13 protein-coding genes, 15 tRNA genes and 1 rRNA gene are annotated in these 19,322 nt (G+C 49.9%); 21 read left to right on the forward strand and 8 right to left on the reverse strand.

The window, feature by feature from the left end; genetic code table 11:
- Nucleotides 1–126 precede the first annotated feature (126 nt).
- The 16 genes from rrf to VK70_RS01475 all read left to right on the forward strand — a co-directional run bounded on the left by rrf (nucleotide 127) and on the right by VK70_RS01475 (nucleotide 1,815).
- Nucleotides 127–243 (forward strand): 5S ribosomal RNA (gene rrf, locus VK70_RS01400).
- Between the two features lie 59 nt (nucleotides 244–302).
- Nucleotides 303–379 (forward strand) — tRNA-Ile (locus VK70_RS01405).
- Nucleotides 380–382: 3 nt separating this feature from the next.
- Nucleotides 383–455, forward strand: a tRNA-Asn gene (locus VK70_RS01410).
- 67 nt (nucleotides 456–522) lie between these two features.
- Nucleotides 523–611: transfer RNA gene (locus VK70_RS01415), tRNA-Ser, on the forward strand.
- Nucleotides 612–658: 47 nt separating this feature from the next.
- Nucleotides 659–733: transfer RNA gene (locus VK70_RS01420), tRNA-Glu, on the forward strand.
- Between the two features lie 7 nt (nucleotides 734–740).
- Nucleotides 741–816 (forward strand) — tRNA-Val (locus VK70_RS01425).
- A gap of 23 nt (nucleotides 817–839) precedes the next feature.
- Nucleotides 840–916, forward strand: a tRNA-Met gene (locus VK70_RS01430).
- Nucleotides 917–943: 27 nt separating this feature from the next.
- Nucleotides 944–1,020 (forward strand) — tRNA-Asp (locus VK70_RS01435).
- A gap of 49 nt (nucleotides 1,021–1,069) precedes the next feature.
- A tRNA-His gene (locus VK70_RS01440) sits at nucleotides 1,070–1,145 on the forward strand.
- 18 nt (nucleotides 1,146–1,163) lie between these two features.
- Nucleotides 1,164–1,238 (forward strand) — tRNA-Gln (locus VK70_RS01445).
- Between the two features lie 70 nt (nucleotides 1,239–1,308).
- Nucleotides 1,309–1,384: transfer RNA gene (locus tag VK70_RS01450), tRNA-Lys, on the forward strand.
- A 12-nt stretch (nucleotides 1,385–1,396) separates the two neighbouring features.
- Nucleotides 1,397–1,484 (forward strand) — tRNA-Leu (locus VK70_RS01455).
- 7 nt (nucleotides 1,485–1,491) lie between these two features.
- Nucleotides 1,492–1,566: transfer RNA gene (locus tag VK70_RS01460), tRNA-Gly, on the forward strand.
- Between the two features lie 6 nt (nucleotides 1,567–1,572).
- Nucleotides 1,573–1,649, forward strand: a tRNA-Arg gene (locus tag VK70_RS01465).
- Between the two features lie 10 nt (nucleotides 1,650–1,659).
- Nucleotides 1,660–1,733 (forward strand) — tRNA-Pro (locus tag VK70_RS01470).
- An 11-nt stretch (nucleotides 1,734–1,744) separates the two neighbouring features.
- Nucleotides 1,745–1,815: transfer RNA gene (locus tag VK70_RS01475), tRNA-Gly, on the forward strand.
- A 67-nt stretch (nucleotides 1,816–1,882) separates the two neighbouring features.
- Here VK70_RS01475 and VK70_RS01480 read toward each other — a convergent pair.
- Entirely contained in the window at nucleotides 1,883–2,083 is a 201-nt protein-coding gene (locus tag VK70_RS01480) for a hypothetical protein (protein ID WP_025695098.1), read from the reverse strand.
- A 129-nt stretch (nucleotides 2,084–2,212) separates the two neighbouring features.
- On the opposite strand from VK70_RS01480, the gene VK70_RS01485 reads away from it, so the two are divergent.
- The gene (locus VK70_RS01485; protein ID WP_025695097.1) at nucleotides 2,213–3,115 is read left to right on the forward strand and encodes a LysR family transcriptional regulator; all 903 of its coding nucleotides are present in this window, start codon (nucleotides 2,213–2,215) and stop codon (nucleotides 3,113–3,115) included.
- 175 nt (nucleotides 3,116–3,290) lie between these two features.
- Here VK70_RS01485 and VK70_RS01490 read toward each other — a convergent pair whose 3' ends face one another.
- Complete coding sequence (locus VK70_RS01490; protein WP_025695462.1) at nucleotides 3,291–4,754, reverse strand: IS1182 family transposase; 1,464 nt, start codon at nucleotides 4,752–4,754, stop codon at nucleotides 3,291–3,293.
- Between the two features lie 149 nt (nucleotides 4,755–4,903).
- Complete coding sequence (gene ltrA, locus VK70_RS01495) at nucleotides 4,904–6,196, reverse strand: group II intron reverse transcriptase/maturase (protein WP_046722687.1); 1,293 nt, start codon at nucleotides 6,194–6,196, stop codon at nucleotides 4,904–4,906.
- A gap of 601 nt (nucleotides 6,197–6,797) precedes the next feature.
- Here ltrA and VK70_RS01500 point away from each other — a divergent pair.
- Nucleotides 6,798–8,039, forward strand: coding sequence for an ISL3 family transposase (locus VK70_RS01500; RefSeq protein ID WP_025695249.1), 1,242 nt, complete (start codon nucleotides 6,798–6,800; stop codon nucleotides 8,037–8,039).
- Nucleotides 8,040–8,173: 134 nt separating this feature from the next.
- On the opposite strand, the gene VK70_RS01505 is transcribed toward VK70_RS01500, so the two are convergent.
- On the reverse strand, nucleotides 8,174–8,956 hold the full coding sequence (locus VK70_RS01505) for an SDR family NAD(P)-dependent oxidoreductase (protein WP_025695250.1): 783 nt from the start codon (nucleotides 8,954–8,956) through the stop codon (nucleotides 8,174–8,176).
- Between the two features lie 204 nt (nucleotides 8,957–9,160).
- On the opposite strand from VK70_RS01505, the gene VK70_RS01510 reads away from it, so the two are divergent.
- Nucleotides 9,161–9,496, forward strand: a complete 336-nt coding sequence (locus VK70_RS01510; protein WP_036639954.1) for a winged helix-turn-helix transcriptional regulator — start codon at nucleotides 9,161–9,163, stop codon at nucleotides 9,494–9,496.
- Between the two features lie 372 nt (nucleotides 9,497–9,868).
- The gene (locus VK70_RS01515) at nucleotides 9,869–10,513 is read left to right on the forward strand and encodes a DUF1847 domain-containing protein (protein WP_025695252.1); all 645 of its coding nucleotides are present in this window, start codon (nucleotides 9,869–9,871) and stop codon (nucleotides 10,511–10,513) included.
- Between the two features lie 260 nt (nucleotides 10,514–10,773).
- Here VK70_RS01515 and VK70_RS01520 read toward each other — a convergent pair whose 3' ends face one another.
- The 4 genes from VK70_RS01520 to VK70_RS01535 all read right to left on the reverse strand — a co-directional run bounded on the left by VK70_RS01520 (nucleotide 10,774) and on the right by VK70_RS01535 (nucleotide 17,190).
- Entirely contained in the window at nucleotides 10,774–12,561 is a 1,788-nt protein-coding gene (locus tag VK70_RS01520; RefSeq protein ID WP_025695253.1) for a stalk domain-containing protein, read from the reverse strand.
- A 174-nt stretch (nucleotides 12,562–12,735) separates the two neighbouring features.
- The gene (gene katA / locus VK70_RS01525) at nucleotides 12,736–14,193 is read right to left on the reverse strand and encodes a catalase KatA (protein ID WP_025695254.1); all 1,458 of its coding nucleotides are present in this window, start codon (nucleotides 14,191–14,193) and stop codon (nucleotides 12,736–12,738) included.
- 213 nt (nucleotides 14,194–14,406) lie between these two features.
- The gene (gene glgP / locus VK70_RS01530; protein WP_025695255.1) at nucleotides 14,407–16,023 is read right to left on the reverse strand and encodes an alpha-glucan family phosphorylase; all 1,617 of its coding nucleotides are present in this window, start codon (nucleotides 16,021–16,023) and stop codon (nucleotides 14,407–14,409) included.
- Nucleotides 16,024–16,278: 255 nt separating this feature from the next.
- Entirely contained in the window at nucleotides 16,279–17,190 is a 912-nt protein-coding gene (locus VK70_RS01535) for a LysR family transcriptional regulator (protein ID WP_025695256.1), read from the reverse strand.
- 139 nt (nucleotides 17,191–17,329) lie between these two features.
- On the opposite strand from VK70_RS01535, the gene VK70_RS01540 reads away from it, so the two are divergent.
- The gene (locus VK70_RS01540) at nucleotides 17,330–19,321 is read left to right on the forward strand and encodes an NAD(P)/FAD-dependent oxidoreductase (protein WP_025695257.1); all 1,992 of its coding nucleotides are present in this window, start codon (nucleotides 17,330–17,332) and stop codon (nucleotides 19,319–19,321) included.
- The last annotated feature ends 1 nt before the right edge of the window (nucleotide 19,322 follow it).

Consider the following 19,322-nt stretch of genomic DNA (forward strand, 5'->3'; position numbering starts at 1 on the left):
GATCCAGTTTTCAGGGAGCAAGAACTCTGGTTGATGTAACCCTAGCGGTTGCGGTAAACCGGAGTTGCGATCAGCATTTGGCGATGCTGAACACCTGATATATGCATTTGCAATGACAAATGCCCGTTTGGTGGCGATGGCGGAGGGGTTCCACGCGTACCCATCCCGAACACGACCGTTAAGCCCTCCAGCGCCGATGGTACTTGGACCGAAGGGTCCTGGGAGAGTAGGACGCTGCCAAGCGGACACAACATATATTCGTTGTGGTGTTTTTTACCGCGACGGTTACATATTACCTAAAAGGGCCCTTAGCTCAGCTGGTTAGAGCGCACCCCTGATAAGGGTGAGGTCGGTGGTTCGAGTCCACTAGGGCCCACCATGGTCCCTGATAGCTCAGTTGGTAGAGCACTCGACTGTTAATCGAGTTGTCACAGGTTCGAGTCCTGTTCGGGGAGTTACCTTTCCGGAAAGTATAATAGACAGAAATGTTTATAGTGCTTTCCGGGGTACCTTACATATCATGGAGAGGTGTCCGAGTTGGCCGAAGGAGCACGATTGGAAATCGTGTAGGCGTCAAAAGCGTCTCGAGGGTTCGAATCCCTCTCTCTCCGTTGGATTCGTTTGCCGCAAGAGATGATATTGATACACGTTATAGCATGGCCCGTTGGTCAAGTGGTTAAGACACCTCCCTTTCACGGAGGTAACAGGGGTTCGAATCCCCTACGGGTCACCAATTATATGGAGGCTTAGCTCAGCTGGGAGAGCATCTGCCTTACAAGCAGAGGGTCGGGGGTTCGATCCCCTCAGCCTCCACCATAAATCAATACTCTTATTACTGACGCGGGGTGGAGCAGCTCGGTAGCTCGTCGGGCTCATAACCCGAAGGTCGCAGGTTCAAATCCTGCCCCCGCAACCAAATCTTCTTAACAAAGAAGTGCCTCGTGGAACCGTGGTGTAGAGGCCTAACATGCCTGCCTGTCACGCAGGAGATCGCGGGTTCGAATCCCGTCGGTTCCGCCATTTGATTTATCTGTTCTTGTACAACCATTTACCGAATCATTTAATTATGGCGGTCGTGGCGAAGGGGTTAACGCACCGGATTGTGGCTCCGGCATTCGTGGGTTCAAGTCCCATCGATCGCCCCATTGATTAATTTGTACTGTTGGGGATTAGCCAAGCGGTAAGGCAACGGACTTTGACTCCGTCATGCATAGGTTCGAATCCTATATCCCCAGCCACTTCACCCCAAAAAGTGAAGTTAAGCTTAGATGATGATTCCGAGTGCTTTTCGGAGACCCCATCTTACGCGAGCCATTAGCTCAGTTGGTAGAGCACCTGACTTTTAATCAGGGTGTCGAAGGTTCGAGTCCTTCATGGCTCACCATGTTTTATCTTTGCGGTCGTGGCGGAATTGGCAGACGCGCACGGTTCAGGTCCGTGTGGGCTAACCCCCCGTGGAGGTTCGAGTCCTCTCGACCGCACCATATCTTTGCGGACGTGGCTCAGCGGTAGAGCATCGCCTTGCCAAGGCGAGGGTCGCGGGTTCGATTCCCGTCGTCCGCTCCATATTTTGCGCCCTTAGCTCAGCTGGATAGAGCGTTTGACTACGAATCAAAAGGTCGGGAGTTCGAATCTCTCAGGGCGCGCCACTTATATTAACGGGATGTAGCTCAGCTTGGTAGAGCACCTGGTTTGGGACCAGGGGGTCGCATGTTCGAATCGTGTCATCCCGATTTTCACCTTTGCGGGTGTAGTTCAATGGTAGAACTTCAGCCTTCCAAGCTGATAGCGTGGGTTCGATTCCCATCACCCGCTTACTGCGTCAAAAAGACTTCTGCGCTGCAGAGGTCTTTTTTTATATACATCCGTATCCACAGTGTTCTTATACGGCTTTAGGTTTGCCGGGGAAGTTTTGGTTCGTTTCCTGGCGGGGAGCCGTTGCTTCTTCAAAGGGAACTGCTTTCTCCACGCTTCTCAGCTTTTTCAGAATGTCATACACACTCGTGATTTCTCTGGTGTCGATGATGATCTCTTTGCTGCCTGATCCCCCGGGCACTTTAAAACGCCAACGTTTATTTTCCATCGGTTTCACCTCTTAAATGGATTTCTTTTGTAATTCCATCATAAGGGGAGAGGCCAATCATGTATAATGAAGGGAAATGATGGAGGACATCACTATGGCTGATAGCTAAAAAGAGGGGAGCGTGCCGGGATGGATATTGGACTTCTGAAGGTGTTCAGGGCGGTCGCCGAGGAAGGAAGCATTTCAAAAGCGGCCCAGAGTCTTAACTATGTACAATCGAATGTGACGGCAAGAATTCAGCAGTTGGAGCAGGAGCTGAAGACTCCGCTCTTTTACCGGCACAGCCGGGGGATCACGCTGACCTCCGCGGGTCAGACCCTTATGACGTATACCGAGAAGATTTTAAACCTGCTGGAGGAGGCGGAAAAAGCGGTTCTGGATTCGCCCATTCCCAAGGGCTCCATTACGGTTGGCTCCGATACGACGGCGGCGATACGCTTGCCCTCTATTTTATCCGCCTATCGCGGCAAATTTCCTGAGGTTGAAGTCCATCTGGATATCGGATCAACCGATCATCTCATCAATGCCGTCCTGCAGTATTCCGTTAACGGAGCCTTTGTCGATGGGCCAATCGAGCATCCGGACATTGTTCAGGAGCTTATCATTAACGAGCGTTTGGGTCTTATCATACCGGAGACGATGGATTTTCGCGGGCTCCGAACCATTCAGGACAAGACACTGCTGATCTTGAACCCGGACTGCATGTATCGGCTGCGGTTTGAGGAGTGGCTCCGGGACGAAGGTTACCGTCTAGCCAAAGTCATGCAGTTCGGAACGATGGAAGGGCTGCTGGGCTGTGTAAAAGCGGGGATCGGCTTTGCCGTACTGCCTGTATCTTATTACAATAAGCTGAATGTCAAGGACGGCATCCGGTGCTATCCTTTTCCGGAGAGGTATCGGGAAGTTCCGACGGTTTTTATACGGCGGCGCGATCTGTACATGACGAGCGCCTTTCATAAATTTATCGAGGAGTTAAAGGAACATCTGCCGGAAGCGTTATCGTGCAGACCGGGCTTCGGAATCTTAGAGTAATAAATCCGTCTTGATGTTTTTTTGTAACATTTAGGGATCAAAACTGGAATCAGTGCTTGACGAAATAATCCAAGGATCTAGAGTAAAGGGCTGAAGAAATTTTCAGCCCCTCCTCATCAAACCGTACGTCAGACTGTCTAACAACTGATTGCTGAGCATGCTTTAAAACGTGGGTTTATGCAATTTTGCTCAAATAAACGTCGTGCATATTAGATTTTGAACGAGCTTGGTCACTGAAGAGACGTATGAGGTCCTTCACGCCCTTTATTTTAATCAGTCTCTTGAAATTATAGGCAAGACAAATCAAATGGGTCTCAGTACCTACTGATGCCAACCCTCGTGTTAAAAAGTATGTATAGCCCAAGTGACGTTTCATCGTCCCGAAAGGGTGCTCAACGATTGCCGTTCTTTGCTTATAAATATTACTTTGACTACGTGTATTTTCGGTAATCCGCTCGATCACTTCTTCGTCTTTAAGTCTGGTTACCACCCTTCCACCTTTGGCAGACGTGCAGGACTCTTTTTGTCCGCAAATATCGAAGGCTTCGCAAGTGTAACGCCTATACTCTTTTCCATTTTGTTTTCCATTCCATTTGAAGGGTAATTCATAACCCAACGGGCAAATATATCTATCGTCGATGGCGTCATATTCAAAGTTCTCTTTATCAAATCCGCTTTCCACTTTGTTTTGCTTTCCCTTTTGCGGCTTAATTAAGAGTTCGGTGCTTTCGTCGACAACATCGATGATTTCAAGGTAATTATAATAGCCTGTATCGGCCAGAATTGTAGTTTTTTGATCATGGAAAACTTGCTTTGTTTTCTCCGCCATATTGGATAGCTGTCCTTGATCGTTGACATCATTGACCGTATCGCAGTCTACGATCAGTTTATACTTGCTGTCCACCGCAGTTTGAACATTGAAACAAACTTCATGCTTCCCGTTGTTTTTCATTGATTTGGCATCCGGATCGGTAACACAAAGCTGCTTTTCACCTGTTTCCTTGAGTTTTTGTTTAATTACCTGCAACTCGTGCATTCTCTCTTGATAGACCTCTAACTTTTCCGTGATTTCCTGCTTTTTTTGGCGATTGTCCTCCATTAAAAAGTCATGCAAATAGGCATCGATTTTTTCATCGATATACTCTAGCTTCTTACTGACAATATTAGCATTAAAGTGTTGCTTTTTAGAGCAGTTCGCCTTTAATTTTGTGCCGTCAATCGCGACAAGTTGACCATCGATCAACCCGAAACCTTTTAACAGTAAGGTGAACTCTTTGAACAGCTTTTTTATAGCCGTTTGGTTATTCTTCATGAAAGCAGATAAAGTACCGTGGTCCGGATGGAGCTTGCTAATTAGCCACATCAGTTCAATGTTTCTTTTCGTTTCGGTTTCCATCTTGCGAGAGGAACGGATGCCGTTCATATAACAGTAAAGATAGAGCTTGAGAAGATCTTCCCTGCGATAAGGTTTTTGCCCTGATTTGGTGCCCGAATACACCTGAAACCCCAATTCTTCCAGGGCCAAACTATCGACGTAAGCATCGATGACTCGGACAGGATTTTCTTCTTCTACAAAGTCGTCCAAAGTATTTGGCAGTAAATGAATTTGATGTCTATCTTCACCTTCAATATAAGGCATATACGCTCATCTCCTTTGATGTAGAGATTCGACAAAGCTCATCTATTTTCATGTCAAAAAACGAGGATTTTTTAATAATTGTTAGACAGTCTGACGTGAGGTTTTCCCTCATACGGCTTTCCGATGTTCGTCATTCATGGGCATGCAGATCACAAGAGCGCTTTAAGTCCCATCGTTTGAGCTAAGATTTTCACTTCTCGAACTGAACTCATCCACCTGTTGCGCTGGCGTTTCTTGGCATGCCACCGGGCAAGTCGCTGGAGAATGTACCAATCCAGTTTCGCAAGCTTCTGCTGGCTGTAAGGCGTGTAGTAGTAGTTGCGCCACCCCTGTATCTTCGGATTTAGCCATGCCACATGATCGTTAAGCGACTTATGACGCATGGCCGGCGGAGCCAACCGCTCCTTTACTACTTCCCGTATGCGTTCTTCCGCTTTCCGGGTTAGCCACTGCTGGGTCGTATAGTACACCTTCCCTTGCGAGGTCTCTGCCTTTGTCTTTCGGTGGTGCAGCCCCAGGAAGTCGAATCCCTCCTCGCCAGTCCATAGTCCGACAACCCGTGTCTTCGCCCTGTGCAAGGTCAGGTCCAGTCGCTCCATGATCGCTTGAATGAGAGCGTACGCACGGTCCGCTTCCTTCTTCGTCTTGCACACTACGACCAGGTCGTCCGCATACCGGGTAAGTTCTCCAATCCCGCTGCCGTGACGCTCCCACAGGTTGTCGAAGTAATTCAGGTAGATATTCGCTAGAAGCGGCGAAATGACTCCGCCTTGCGGTGTTCCAAGGTCTGAGCGCCGGACGCTTCCTTCTTCCAGAACCCCAGCCTTCAGCCACTTCCTCACCAGTTTTAGTACACGTCTGTCGCTGATTCGCATTTCTACCAGCTTCATAAGCTTCTCCTGATTGATGTTGTCAAAGTAGCCTTGGATGTCGACGTCGACCACCCAATTGCCTTTCCGGTTACAGGCTTTCCGAATTCGTTCCAGCGCCTGCTTGGCGCTCCGCTTCGGTCGAAATCCAAAAGAGGATTCTTGAAAATCCGCTTCAAAGATGGGTTCCATGACCAGCTTCACTGCCATTTGTATGACCCGATCCCGGACAGTGGGGATGCCAAGCGGCCTCATTTTGCCATCCTTCTTCGGGATGTACTGCCGCCGCACTGGCTGAGGATGATACTTGCCGTCTTTCAAAAGCTGCTCACATTCGTGCAGGAATAGCTGCTCGCCGTACATTTCAATGTCCGCCAGCGTCTCTCCGTCCACGCCTACCGCTCCCTTGTTGCCCCGTACTCTCCGCCATGCTTCCCGCAAGATGTCCATCCGGTATACCTTGTCATACAGCGCGTGAAATCTGCGTTTCTTGTTTTCCTTGGCCGCATGACCTAGTTTCATTTGGAGTTGTTGAACGTTTTCCTTTGGTGTTGTTAGCCGTTTGGCATTCACTGACTCGTACCTCCTTGTGAAACCTGAACAAAGCAGGGCTCCTTCCCTCCCGCAGGTTGTGTTGTCCTGCGATTCTTCGGTACTATGAGCCCCTCGGACTCCCTTCCTGCAGACCACTCACTTCACCTGTTGAGCTTATAGAGCGTCTCTTTACGGTGTTTCAAAAAAAAACTCTGTGCAGGGGAGGGTATCCCCAGTTCACTGCATCCTCTTTCAGACCATGCCGCTCCCCATACGCCGGAGGATTCTTCGCTGTCGCTCCAAGTTCTAAACAGCTTCCGTGGCCTTCGTCCAATGATCCGAGACTCGGCTTCCTCTTCTCCCTCTTGCGAGGCCTTTTTGACGACGCGGCAGGATTCACTTTATGTTACGGCCTGGTATGTTGCTCGCCTTGTCTCTGACAAGTACTTTCGTCGATACGCTTCTACGCACAGATTTCGCCATACGCAGGTATCCTAGCTACACGGGGGCTTGGTCCCTCCCGTGACCGGACTTTCACCGGCTAGAAGATGCGTGCTTATCTGGGCACGCGAAAATGGAAAAACATCTGCTATTCCTGTAAAGTTGTAAGTCCCCACCCACAACGAAAAGGAATAGACAGATGCTGACTCAGTATATCAATGAAATGCTCGATTTGCCAGAGCTAAAGATTCACCAAATCTTGTCCATCGGTACCGATGCCATTCACATAGAAGCGATACCACTTGGTGACAAGCAACGCTGCCCATACTGTAAGTCTGACCGAGATGTCATCCGTAAGGGAAGGAATGATGCACGGACCATCCGCCATCTTCCTGTGTTTGAAAAGAAAACGTATCTGCACGTGCCGTCCATTCGGATGTATTGCACACGCTGCGAAGCCGGGTTTGTATGGGTATACGAATTTGTCGGACCCAAACAGCGCTACAGTAGACTTTTCCGCGCTCATACGGTTGAACTAGTGCTCGGTTCCACGGCTGCACACGGTGCCCGCATGCAGCAAGCGCCGGTCAGCACCGTACAGCGTATGCACAACGAGGCGGTTCCGGGCCAGTGCGAGCAGATCTATGAGCAAGTATGGGAAGAAGCGAAAACAACCGCCGCCCTGGTTTTAGGTGTCGATGACTTTGCCATCAAAAAAGGCCATACGTATAACACAGGCATTCACAACCTCAAAGGTGAAACGATGCTGGACCTATTACCGGGTCGAAAGCTTGAAGATCTGCAGGCGTATGCCCAAGCGCATCCGGACTTTCTCTTGCTTAACCCCAAGGCTGTGGTTATGGATTTGGCGCAGGTTTATCATGTCTGGATCAGTGAATGTTTCCCGAATGCGATTCGCATCGCGGACCGGTTTCATGTTCACGGCTACGTGATCGAAAGTGTACAGGAGGTTCGGAAAACGGTGCAACATACGCTGTCGCCACGGGCTAAGGCCTATCTGAAAGCGAACCATCGTTTATTGAATCCTCCTGCGGAATCGCTTGGCGAGGAAAGTAGAAATCGACTGGAAGTGCTGCTGAACTATTCCCCGCTGTTGCGCAGAGTATGGGAATGGAAGGAAGCGTTCACGACTTGGTATGACTGCTCGCCCAACTTTGCCGTAGCCAAACTGGGATTTGAGCGTTGGTGCAAGCAAGGCGCTCAGATCGAGCACACCGCCGTCCGAGGTACCTTAAAGACGATGTGCAATTGGAAAGAGGAGATTGTGAACTATCATCAATGCCGATGGACAAATGCAACCGTAGAGGGTCGCCATAATCGTATCAAAGCTTTCCAACGCCGCCACTATTTCACACGAAATCGTAATCGCTATAGATCTGGTATTCTCGTCGAATGCCATCGTCATCGGATGTTCAGCTAATAGTCAAGCACTGATTTTATTCGAACGTGGTGAAAACAAAAAAATTACAAAATTGTCCTCCAGTATCTAAAATTGGAGGACAATTTCCTAATTACAAACCCTTTAACATCAAATTCCAGTTATTTTTATTGCTATTATAGCCTACTTCCTCCGGTGGCATCAATAAATTGCCCCGTGATCCATCGCGCTTCCTCAGATGCTACAAACACAACTACATCAGCAACTTCTTCAGTGGTCCCAACTCTTCCAAAAGCAGAAATTGAAGCTGCTTCAGCATGAGCTTCTGGGTTTGCGAGCCAATCCTTGTTCATATCAGTAGCCGTAGTTCCAGGCCTTACTGCATTAACAGTAATACCTCTTGATGCAAAAAGTGGAGCTAAAGCCAAAGTAAGTGTCTCAATGGCTCCCTTGGAAGCCGAATAAATGGTATGTGTTGGACCGGCAACACGAGTAAAGCCAGTAGAAATGTTAATGATTCGTCCACCGTTCCGTATAAACGGGCTAGCTGCTTGAGTAAGAAAGTATGGAGCTTTAAGGTTAACATTAATTACATCTTCAAACGTTTCAGTTGACGTTTCTTCAAAAGGAATGGCCGGTGCAATTCCTGCGTTATTGATTAAGATGTCCAAGTGCACAGTTCCAAATTCCAAGCTAACAGCATCTTCAAATGCAGTCCAAAGCTTTTTTACACCGGAAATGCCAGTCGTTAATTCTGCTTGCAGAGCCACAGCCTTTGAGCCCAAAGCCTTAATATCATCAACAACTTTTAAAGCAGCATCCCTATTATTGGCGTAATGAACGCCTATAAATCCTGCTCCGCCAGCAGCTAATTTTTTGGCTGTTTCAGCCCCTATACCACGGCTTGCCCCTGTAACCAAGGCAACTTTACCACTGAATTTTCCTTCATTCGTCGACATATTATCCCTGCTCCTTTTAAGATAAATTTGATGCATAATCAATATTATTATAATATAATAGATTTAAATAGTACGATATTTTTGTATCGTTAGGATCAAATGGGATACTTAAGAGGGGGATAACGGTTCAAACGTAGGGCTTGTTTTTTAGCATTACTGATAGAGGGTTATATTAACTTAGAGCAAAAGAAGAGGTGAAGTTCCATGATTGAATTAAAAAAGGCTGACTTAAGTTGTCCGTTCACTGCAGCTCAGAAAGTATTGTCTGGTAAATGGTCATTCATGATCATTTTTCATCTAAAGGACGGACCAATACGTTTTAACGAGCTGTTACGGAAATTTGACGGCTTAACGCATGCGTCACTGACTAAACAACTGAAGCAGTTGGAAAGCTTTCAAATTATTCACCGTGAGGTTTATAATCAAGTTCCGCCAAAGGTGGAATATTCTTTAACTGATTTGGGGAAAAAGCTTTATCCGATGATTAATGTGCTGACGGAATGGGGAAGCGAGTATATTGAGAATTGCAAGATAAACTGAAGCCAGATCGCTCTCGCATCACGCCCCGTAGTCGGTCTGTCGCAATAAATAATCAAGCACTGATTTTTAGGTTGAGCCACATTTAGAGCAATTTTATTTATGAGTAGTCCTTCTTGTATTGACGATCGTAAAGCTAAGCATTAAAGTCATACTAAGTTAGTGTGAATAGTGTGAGAATTGATCCATCTAGACGACTAGAGGTCACTCAAACGCTGACTTGCTGGCGGGATGAGTAATGAAATAAAAACCGACTTTACCAAAAGAGGTTAAGATACAAGGCATGCTGCGGGCTGCGCTTGTATGCTTAGCCTTTTTTATATTTAGCAGTTAGGCCGGCCGTTAGTTCATACATTCAAACTGGAGGAGGACATTATGGCGGATTATAATTTTTCATGCACGAGCTGCGGCGTATACAACTGCACAACAAGGGAAGCGGAATTTCCGAAAGCCTGCCCTACGACGAATTCCGATGAGGTGTTCCTCGAGGAAGCCCTAGATGCCTATAAAAAGGACGAGCTGGTGTCGAGAATTGCAAGGGCATCGGCGGAGGTCGAGGGACAATTTTACGGCAAGCTGACCCGGGTTGAAGAGATTATTGAATTTGCGAAAAAGTTAGGCGCTAAGAAGATCGGTATTGCAACCTGTGCCGGATTGATTCAGGAAAGCAAAGTTTTTGCGAAAATTTTAAAGGCCCGGGGTCTAGAATTCTATAGTGTCATATGCAAAGTCGGAGGCGTGGACAAGACCGAAATCGGCATTCCAGATGAGGATAAAGTGAGAAAAGGCGGCCATGAGTCGCTCTGCAATCCGCTTATGCAGGCCAAAATCCTCAATGCGGAACAAACCGATCTGAATGTGGTGGTTGGACTTTGCGTCGGTCATGATTCGTTGTTTATGAAATATTCGGACGCCCCTGTAACAACGTTGGTAACGAAGGACCGCGTTATGGGTCATAATCCGGTTGCCGCTCTGTATACGACAGGCTCGTATTACGCCAAGCTTCTCCGTACGGAATAAAAAACTTGAAGGTGAGCGGATCGGCTGGGATGAGGCGCTGGATATCATTGCGGCCCAAACCCAAAAGATGATGCGGAGGTATGGGCCGGAGTCCATTTAATTGAATTATGCCAGCGGCATTCATAGCTTCTGGTGGTTGTGAATCATCCATACATATGTAATGGAATAAGCGGTCTGAAGCGGATCGCTCCGGCTGCTCACTTTAAACAGCAAAGTAGCATCCCCATCAATGGAAATGCTGCTTTATCAGTGTTCGCCGCTTATTTCACGACGAGCGTGAAGCTTACAATAGCGGCAAAAGCGTCGAACGGGAGGCTCCCTGGCGGATTAGACAGCGTGACGGTGTAGGTGCCTTTTCCCTGTTCCGGCTTGATTCGGTAGGTGAAGCTGCCGTCCTTGGCTACCGGAATGCTGACAGCCTTGCTCTCTCTTCCATGGGCCGGCCGCAGCGTGAGCCTCAGAGAGGAGAAGCCATTGCCGCCCGCTGTTATAGCGCCGCTTAAGTCGGCATAAGAGGATGTCTCCGCGTAGCCCGCCGGCCACGAGGTTCCGTCGCTTGAGGTCAGCTTCAGATCAAGGGCCAGGGAGTCATAGGACGGATCACCGCTGTAACGGAAAGATATATCGGCCGCAGTTAACGCGGATTGGACAGGAATGGTGTTGATGATGCGGTCAGTTATGGAGTCACGGTATACGAATGCATTGTCCCCGGGCAAAAGAGGGATGCTGACCCGGTACATAGCGTATTTACGTCCGCTATAGCCCTGCGGAGGTTTGCTCTGGGTGTAGCTGTATGAACCGAAAGAACCGAACCGGCTGCTCTCGTATGAAAAACTGCCGATACCGAATACCGATAGGGAGAGAGTGTCACTGGACGCCTGAAGTACCCGGTTGGTCGTGAACCAGCCGGTATGTTGGATTTTTCCCGTCTGCGTCGCAGGGGTATAGCTGAACACAAGGCCCAACTGCTCATGCAAAAAACGGAGCGGTACTAAGGTTGCGCCATTCGCTTTGTGGACCTTAATGGTGGCGATTTTTTGAGTTCCTTTATACACTTGGCCCGTTTTTAAATAAAGCTTAAGCTGATTGTAGTATCCTTCTTCCGAGAAATAAACGGCATTCTCCGCCGGGACGGTTTGCATATTCCCCTTAATAAATACAATGGCATCTTTTAAAGGAAAATAGGGAATCCCGTCAATAAGAAGGGGAGCGACGCTGAGCGCCGTGCGCTTGTTCTCCCGGGGGTAAAAAGCGGTCTTACTGCCAATCCGCCAATTCAGCTCCGAATCCATCGGCAGCAGCACCACATCCGCCTGATCCAGCAGATTAATGACCGGCCGGAAGCTGTAAAGCACCGACAGGAAATCGGCGAAGGAAGTATGGCTTACCAGCTTGTAGCCCGTCTTGCCATCAAAAGACCAATAAGCGGAGTAGACGGCGCTGTTTCCCGTGCCCGATACGTTAACGATGCCTTTCGCGTCGGCAGATAAGGGTGTTGCGAATTTAACAGCCTGGGAGAAGGTCTGAACAAGCTGCCGTTTGCGGCTGACCGTCCCCGCTGCTGAGGAATCCGCATAAAAAGTCCAGCCGTTCTTTGCAAATAGAACCGTATCTCCATGCGGGAATGACGGTTGGGCTGCTCCGGCGGAAGTTTCCATCAAGGCGCTCCGGGAATGGCTGACAGGCGATGCCGCGCCGGGCAGTGTGCTGGCCGGGGATGGAGTTTTATCAGTCCTGTAAAGCCGGATGGCATAGCCCTCCTCCGTTAGCCGGCTTGAAATGCCGTAGTAAGACGAGCCGGAATCCGGCAGGCGGGTAGGAAGATAGGCGGTCACGGGACTGGACTTATACAGTTCATTCGCGAGCGTCTCCCAGATGCTGCGGTACCCGAAGCCGGGGTCCAGAACGACCGGTCGGCCGGCTGATCTAGGCGATGCTTCTGCGGCTGCGCTTCTTCCGGCGTAAGGAATCATCGCGGCTAGAAGAAATACAATTAGGACTGCGGCTGTCCATTTGACGACGGGTTTAGTTTTATAAACGATGGTCATTGATGCTACCTCCTCAAATGCTTGTTTGTCATTTAATGAGCAGATCATTACTGATTAGACGCACATAATTCCCAAAAGTTTCAAATTAATCAAAGGGGTCAGCGTCTTAGGATGGCAGCACAAAGCCCCGAACCAGGCGGTTCAGGGCTTTTCTTAGAATAAAAATGGGGGTTATTAGTTCTCAGCCGCTACTGACAGTCCGAGTCCTTCGGCAATTCGGGTGCCGAACTCGGGATCGGCTTTGTAGAAATGGCCAATCTGACGGAGCTTAATGTCATCTTGTTCCACCGGCTTCATCGCATCGACGATGTTGCGCACCAGTCTGGTGCGTTCGTCTTCACTCAGCAGGCGGTACAGATCACCCGGCTGGGTGTAATGATCGTGATGGTCATAGGCGACGCTGGCGGCCTGCCCGGAGACTTCATATGGGGCAATCTTATGCTCCGGAGACTCTTTCGGTCCGCCGAAGCTGTTCGGCTCGTAGTATACGGAGGCGCCGCCGTTGTTGCCGTCGGCCATCGCGCCATCGCGCTGGTGGTTATGCACCGGGCACTGCGGACGGTTGATCGGGAGCTGGTTATGGTTCGGGCCTACCCGGTAGCGGTGGGCGTCGGCATAGGCGAACAGACGGCCCTGAAGCATTTTGTCGGGAGAAGCCTCGATGCCTGGAACGAAGGAACCTGGGGAGAAGGTGGCCTGCTCCACTTCGGCAAAATAGTTCTCCGGATTGCGGTCCAGAACCATGCGGCCGACCTCAATCAGCGGATAATCTTTTTGCGACCATACTTTGGTGACGTCGAACGGATCGAAGCGGTACGTATCCGCGTCTTCGATCGGCATAATCTGCACGTACAGCTTCCATGCCGGGAAATCGCCGTTTGCGATTGCGTTGAACAGGTCCTCCGTATGGTAATCCGGATTCTCGCCGGCGATTTTGGCCGCCACATCGACATCCATGTTCTGAATGCCCTGCTCGGTTTTAAAATGGTATTTCACCCAAACCGCTTGTCCTTCGGCGTTGACCCATTTGAACGTATGGCTGCCGAAGCCGTGCATATGGCGCAGCGTTGCCGGAATGCCGCGGTCGGACATCAGAATGGTAACTTGATGCAGCGACTCGGGCGACAGGGACCAGAAATCCCAGACGGCTGTCGGATTTTTCAGATGGGTCTGAGGATGGCGCTTCTGCGTATGGATAAAGTCCGGGAATTTGATCGCATCACGGATGAAGAAGACCGGCGTGTTGTTGCCGACCAGATCATAGTTTCCTTCCTCGGTGTAGAACTTGACGGCAAAGCCGCGCGGGTCGCGGACGGTATCGGCCGAGCCCAGCTCACCGGCAACGGTGGAAAAGCGGATGAACATGGGCGTGCGTTTGCCGATGTCGGAGAGAAAGGCTGCCTTTGTATATTGGGAAAGATCCTGAGTGACTTCAAAATATCCGTGAGCTCCGGCTCCTTTGGCATGAACGACACGTTCCGGGATGCGTTCTCTGTTGAAGTGAGCCAGCTTTTCCAGCAGGTGGACGTCTTGGATCAAGGTCGGGCCTCGCGAGCCTGCGGTAAGTGAATTTTGGTTGTCTCCTACCGGAGCGCCCCAACTGGTCGTTAAGCGGTCATGGTTTGAACTCATGTACATGTCACCTCATATGATTAAATTTAGATTTAGTATAAGTATATGATAAATAGTGTTTTTGGAAAAAGCAATATTTTTAGATCATTTTTTTATAAAAGGTTTTTAAAAAATTGGCAGGCAGAGGGTGCAAGACGGTTAAAAAGGCGGAAAGTATACGGTGGCATTATAAACCCCGCCCGATTCGGACGGGGGTTGATGACGGGGAAACAGTCAGGAGGGGATATACATTTTGGCGTAGTACTCCTCCAGCATGCGCTTGGTTGCGAATTCCGTGCGGGTCGTCTCGATGCTTCTACGCATCATTTGCGTCCATTTCTCGCGGTTGTCGTAATAGGTCGGCAGGACGTGGTTCAAGAGAGTATCGTACAGCGCTTCGCTGTCATGACGGTCGAGTAGCTCAAAATCGGTCGTCTCGAAGCCGTCGCCGATCTGCCAGCCGTTCTCGCCGTCGATGCAGGCTTCCGGCCACCAGCCGTCCAGAATGGAGCAGTTGAGCACGCCGTTCATGGCGGCCTTCATCCCGGAGGTTCCGCTCGCTTCCAGCGGTCTCCGTGGATTGTTAAGCCATACGTCGGAGCCGCGGGTCAGCATTGCGCCAATCGTCATGTCGTAGTTCTCCAGGAACACGACGCTTTTCGGATACTTTTTCATCATGGCGACTAGGTTGCTGACAATTTTTTTGCCGGTGTCGTCCAGCGGATGCGCCTTGCCGGAGAAGACGATCTGCACTTTGCCCGATTCGAGGTAAGGCTCGATGATGTCCGGCCGCGAGAAGATGAGATCACTTCGTTTATAAGGGGCGGCTCTGCGGGAGAAGCCTAGCAACAAATTGTCCTCATTCAGCCGGATGCCGGAACGCTCTTCGATAAACCCGATCAGCTCGCTCTTGATCTCCGCATGGGCGCCCCACAGGTCGCCGTTCTCTTCGTAGGCGCGGGTGATGCGTTCGTCCACCCAAGTAGGCGTATGAATGGCATTGGTGATGGCAATGATCGGCGAGCGGCCGGGAACTTCCTTCCACATTTTATTCGCGGTCTCGGCATGGAGCTTGGCTACTCCGTTGGAAATGCGGGAGAGACGCAGACCGGCGACAGTCATGTTAAAGGGGTCTCCGCCGATGCGTTCCATCTGGCTGCGGGTCAGCCCGTTGAAGGCGCCCATATACTCCAGACGGCTCAGCGGATGCGACTCGTTGCCTTCCTTGATCGGCGTATGCGTGGTGAATACAACCTCCTGCCGGGTCGCTTTCCAGGCTTCCTCAAAGGTGTCGCCGCCGGCCATTTTTTCGCGGATTAGTTCAACCGCCGCCAGCGCGGCATGCCCTTCATTAAAATGATACACATCCACCGGGATTTCCAGCGCCCGCAAGGCTTTTACCCCGCCGATCCCGAGCACGATTTCCTGGGCGATCCGTTCTTCGCCGAACCAGCCGTACAGCTGGCCTGTAATCCATGCGTCGGCATTCTCCGGGATGTCCGTGTCCAGCAGGTAGAGTGGATTATTGCCAAAATGCTCCGTCTTCCAAACCTTGCAGATAACGTCTAACCCGCGGATCTTGACGGTGACTTTTACGCCGGTATCTTCGAGAAAGTCGTACACATAGTTGTGGTAAGAGTCATACGGATTGCCGTTCGCGTCGATCCTCTGGTCGGTATAGCCCTGCTTCCATTTCAGGCCGATGGGAATGATTGGGACATGGATATCCTTGGCGCCCTTGATGTAATCGCCGGCCAGAATGCCAAGCCCCCCGGCGTACATTTTGAAATCGGAATGCAGCCCGTACTCCATGCTGAAATAAGCGACTGACGGTAAGTTCTTCTCGTTCAAGCGGATAAGCCTCCCTAATCTTCGGATTAGATTGAATTGCAGCGAATTCTTGCGGCTGTATCGTAGATGCAAACGTTTGACTCATAAACATGAATCGCTTATTTGAAAACGATTTCAGGTACATTTTAACATAAAATAAACCGCGAGTGTAACAACGTTTTTGTGGAGATGTCGGCAGAGACCCAGCGCGATTCCGTGAAAATGAAATGGCGGACTGAGGAGTAAACCTTGGACCGCCTTTTTGCCTTGATATGGTTAGACATGTTTATGCGTTTTTAGAAAAAATTTCTTTCCATAATTGATGGCGAAATTCCGGAACTCCGTGGCGGCGGGAGATAAATAGCGGTTGCGGACGCTCGCGACGTAAATAAAGCGTTCGTAAGACGGGTTGCTGATATTGAGAATATCCACATCAAAATGGTTAAGGGCGGAGATACGGGGCATCACCGCAATGCCGTATCCTACCGATACAAGACCCGCCATAGCGGTGTCCTCTTCAATTTCGCATACGATCTTTGGTCTTGCGCCCACCCTGGCGAACAAGCTGTCGATGATCGGCCGCAGGCCGCTTTTTGGGTTGAAATAAACCATAGGATAGGGAGTCGTCTCTTTAAGATCGATACTGCCCAGTTCAGATAAAGGATGATTCTTGGGCGTAATGACGACCAGTTCTTGCTCGGCCAAAGGAATAAACTCGATTTCGGGTTCATGTTCCATATAAGAGCAGAAGGCGATATCGTATTGGTCGTCTTTTAAGCCTTGTATTATATTTTTCGTATTTCCCTGATGAAAAGTGAAAGACATTTTCTTATGTTCATCGAGCAAGGAAAAAGACTGCACCAGCGCGGGTACAAAATGAGCGCCAAGTGTGTAGATAAAAGCAAGGTCGATCACCCCGGTTGATGGGCTGGTCAGTTCGCGGACCTTCTTCTCGCCTTTCTCCAGCTCGTCCAGAGCGCGGTTAACATAGCTAAGGAAGAGCTTGCCGTACTTGGTAAGCCGGATATTCCGTCCCTGCTTCTCAAATAAATAAGTTCCCAGTTCCTTCTCAAGCTCCGATATGGCATGGCTGAGGCTTGGCTGGGTAATGGATAATTTGATCGCCGCCTGTGTGATATGTTCCGTTTCGGCAATGACCCGAAAATACTGCAAATGACGTAAGTTCATAGGGGCTTCACTCCTTTATACATAGATAGATTCTATTAAAAAAGCTCGAAATATGAATTAGATTTATAATAACATGTCCTCTATAATAAGCTGTGAAGATTTTCACTTGAACGTACGAGCTTATTATGGAGGGGACAACATGTATCAACATCTTTTTTCACCGCTGACCGTTAAAAGCATGACGATAAAGAATCGCATTGTAATGCCGCCGATGGGCACGAACTACGGTGATCCGAACGGTGAATTTACCGAGGATCATCTGAAATATTACGAGCGGCGGGCAAAAGGCGGCGTTGGACTCATCATTGTGGAAAATGCATGTATTCAGTTCCCGATGGGCTCCAATGGAACGACGCAGATCCGCATCGACCACGACCGCTACATTCCGGGCATGTACAGAATGACCGAGAAGCTGCACAAGCACGGAGCCTGCGTCGCGCTGCAAATCAACCATGCCGGAGCTTCCGCAGTGCCTGAACGGATTGGCGGCCAGCCGGTATCTTCCTCGAACATTCCTTCGAAGACAGGGGGAGCCGTCCCCCGTCCGCTGGAGAAGGACGAGATTCTTGATATCGTCGAGCATTACGGCAAAGCGGCGAAGCGCGTGGTTGCCGCCGGCTTCGATGCGATTGAAATCCATGCCGGACACTCATACCTTCTCTGTCAGTTCCTGTCGCCGGTCTATAACAAGCGGACCGACGAGTTCGGCGGCAGCTTTGAGAACAGAGCGAGATTTGCGCGGACGGTTATCGACCGGATCAGAAAGGAAGTCGGACCTTTCTTCCCGATCATGATGCGCTTCAGCGCGGACGAGTTTATCGAGGGCGGTAATACGCTGGAGGATACGCTGCAAATTCTCGAGTTTTTGAATAACGAAGTCGATATCTTTAATGTTTCGGCGGCGCTGAACGATTCCCTGCAATATCAGATCGACCAAATGAATCTGCCGGATGGCTGGCGTGCTTATCTGTCCAAAGCGGTCAGAGACAAGTTCGGTAAGCCGACCATTGCCACCGGCAACTTCCGCGATCCGGCCGTACTCGAAAAGACGCTTGCAGATGGCGACGCGGACCTGATCGGTATCGGACGCGGACTGATCGCCGACCCGGATTGGGTGGGCAAGGTGCAGACCGGACATGAAGAAATGATTCGCAAATGCATCTCCTGCAACATCGGCTGCGCCGGACACCGGATCGCGCTCAACCGTCCGATCCGCTGCACGATCAATCCTGAAGTCATTCACGGCGAGGATTACAAAGAACATAAAGTAACCCGGCAGACCAATGTTGTCGTTATCGGCAGCGGCACCGCCGGCCTTGAAGCGGCCTGCACGGCTGCCGAAGTGGGCTGCACCACCTTCCTGTTCGAGCAGAGACCGCGTGTAGGCGGGCTTGCACGGGAAATCGCCAAGCTCCCGGATAAGAAAAGAATCGTTGATTTCCCGAACTATCTGGAAAAGAGAAGCGAAAGGCTGAAAAACCTGATTACCTTTACCAACACGAAAGCCGACGCGCAGCTTATTGAAAACTTCAAGCCGGATGTTATTATTAATGCTACCGGTTCGAAGCCGCTCCTGCCGCCGATTGCCGGACTGCTTGAGCATATTGACAAGGAAGGCGAGAACATTTTCTCTATCTTCGGTCTGCTGGGCCGCGTTGACGAATTCTCAGCCATGGATCTGGAAGGCAAAAAAATCGTCGTTATCGGCGGCGGAGCCGTTGGCCTGGACGTTGTGGAATTTTTCGCGGAACGGAAAGCCGAGGTAACGATCGTTGAACGGCTGCCGGAGCTTGGCAGAGACCTGGACCTGATCACCAAGCTGTCCATGATGCAGATGATCAAGGACAAGAATGTCTCCGTCCATACGCATACTGCGCTGGTGGAAGTGGCGGGAGATCATTTCAAAGTCAACTATGAGGGCGAGGATAAGAATTTCGCGTTTGACTACGGCTTTGTCTGCCTGGGCATGAAACCGGAGAATCCCGGTCTGGCCGAGCTGCAGAGCCATTTTCTGCAGCGCAATGTCGAGGTTGTAAACATCGGCGACAGCTTCAGAACCCGCAAAATTCTCGACGGCATCCGTGAGGGACGCAACATTATTTCGACTTTAGAAAAAATCGGCGCATTGTAAC

It is taken from the genome of Paenibacillus durus ATCC 35681, from assembly GCF_000993825.1.
In the GTDB taxonomy this organism is placed as follows: domain Bacteria; phylum Bacillota; class Bacilli; order Paenibacillales; family Paenibacillaceae; genus Paenibacillus_AQ; species Paenibacillus_AQ durus_B.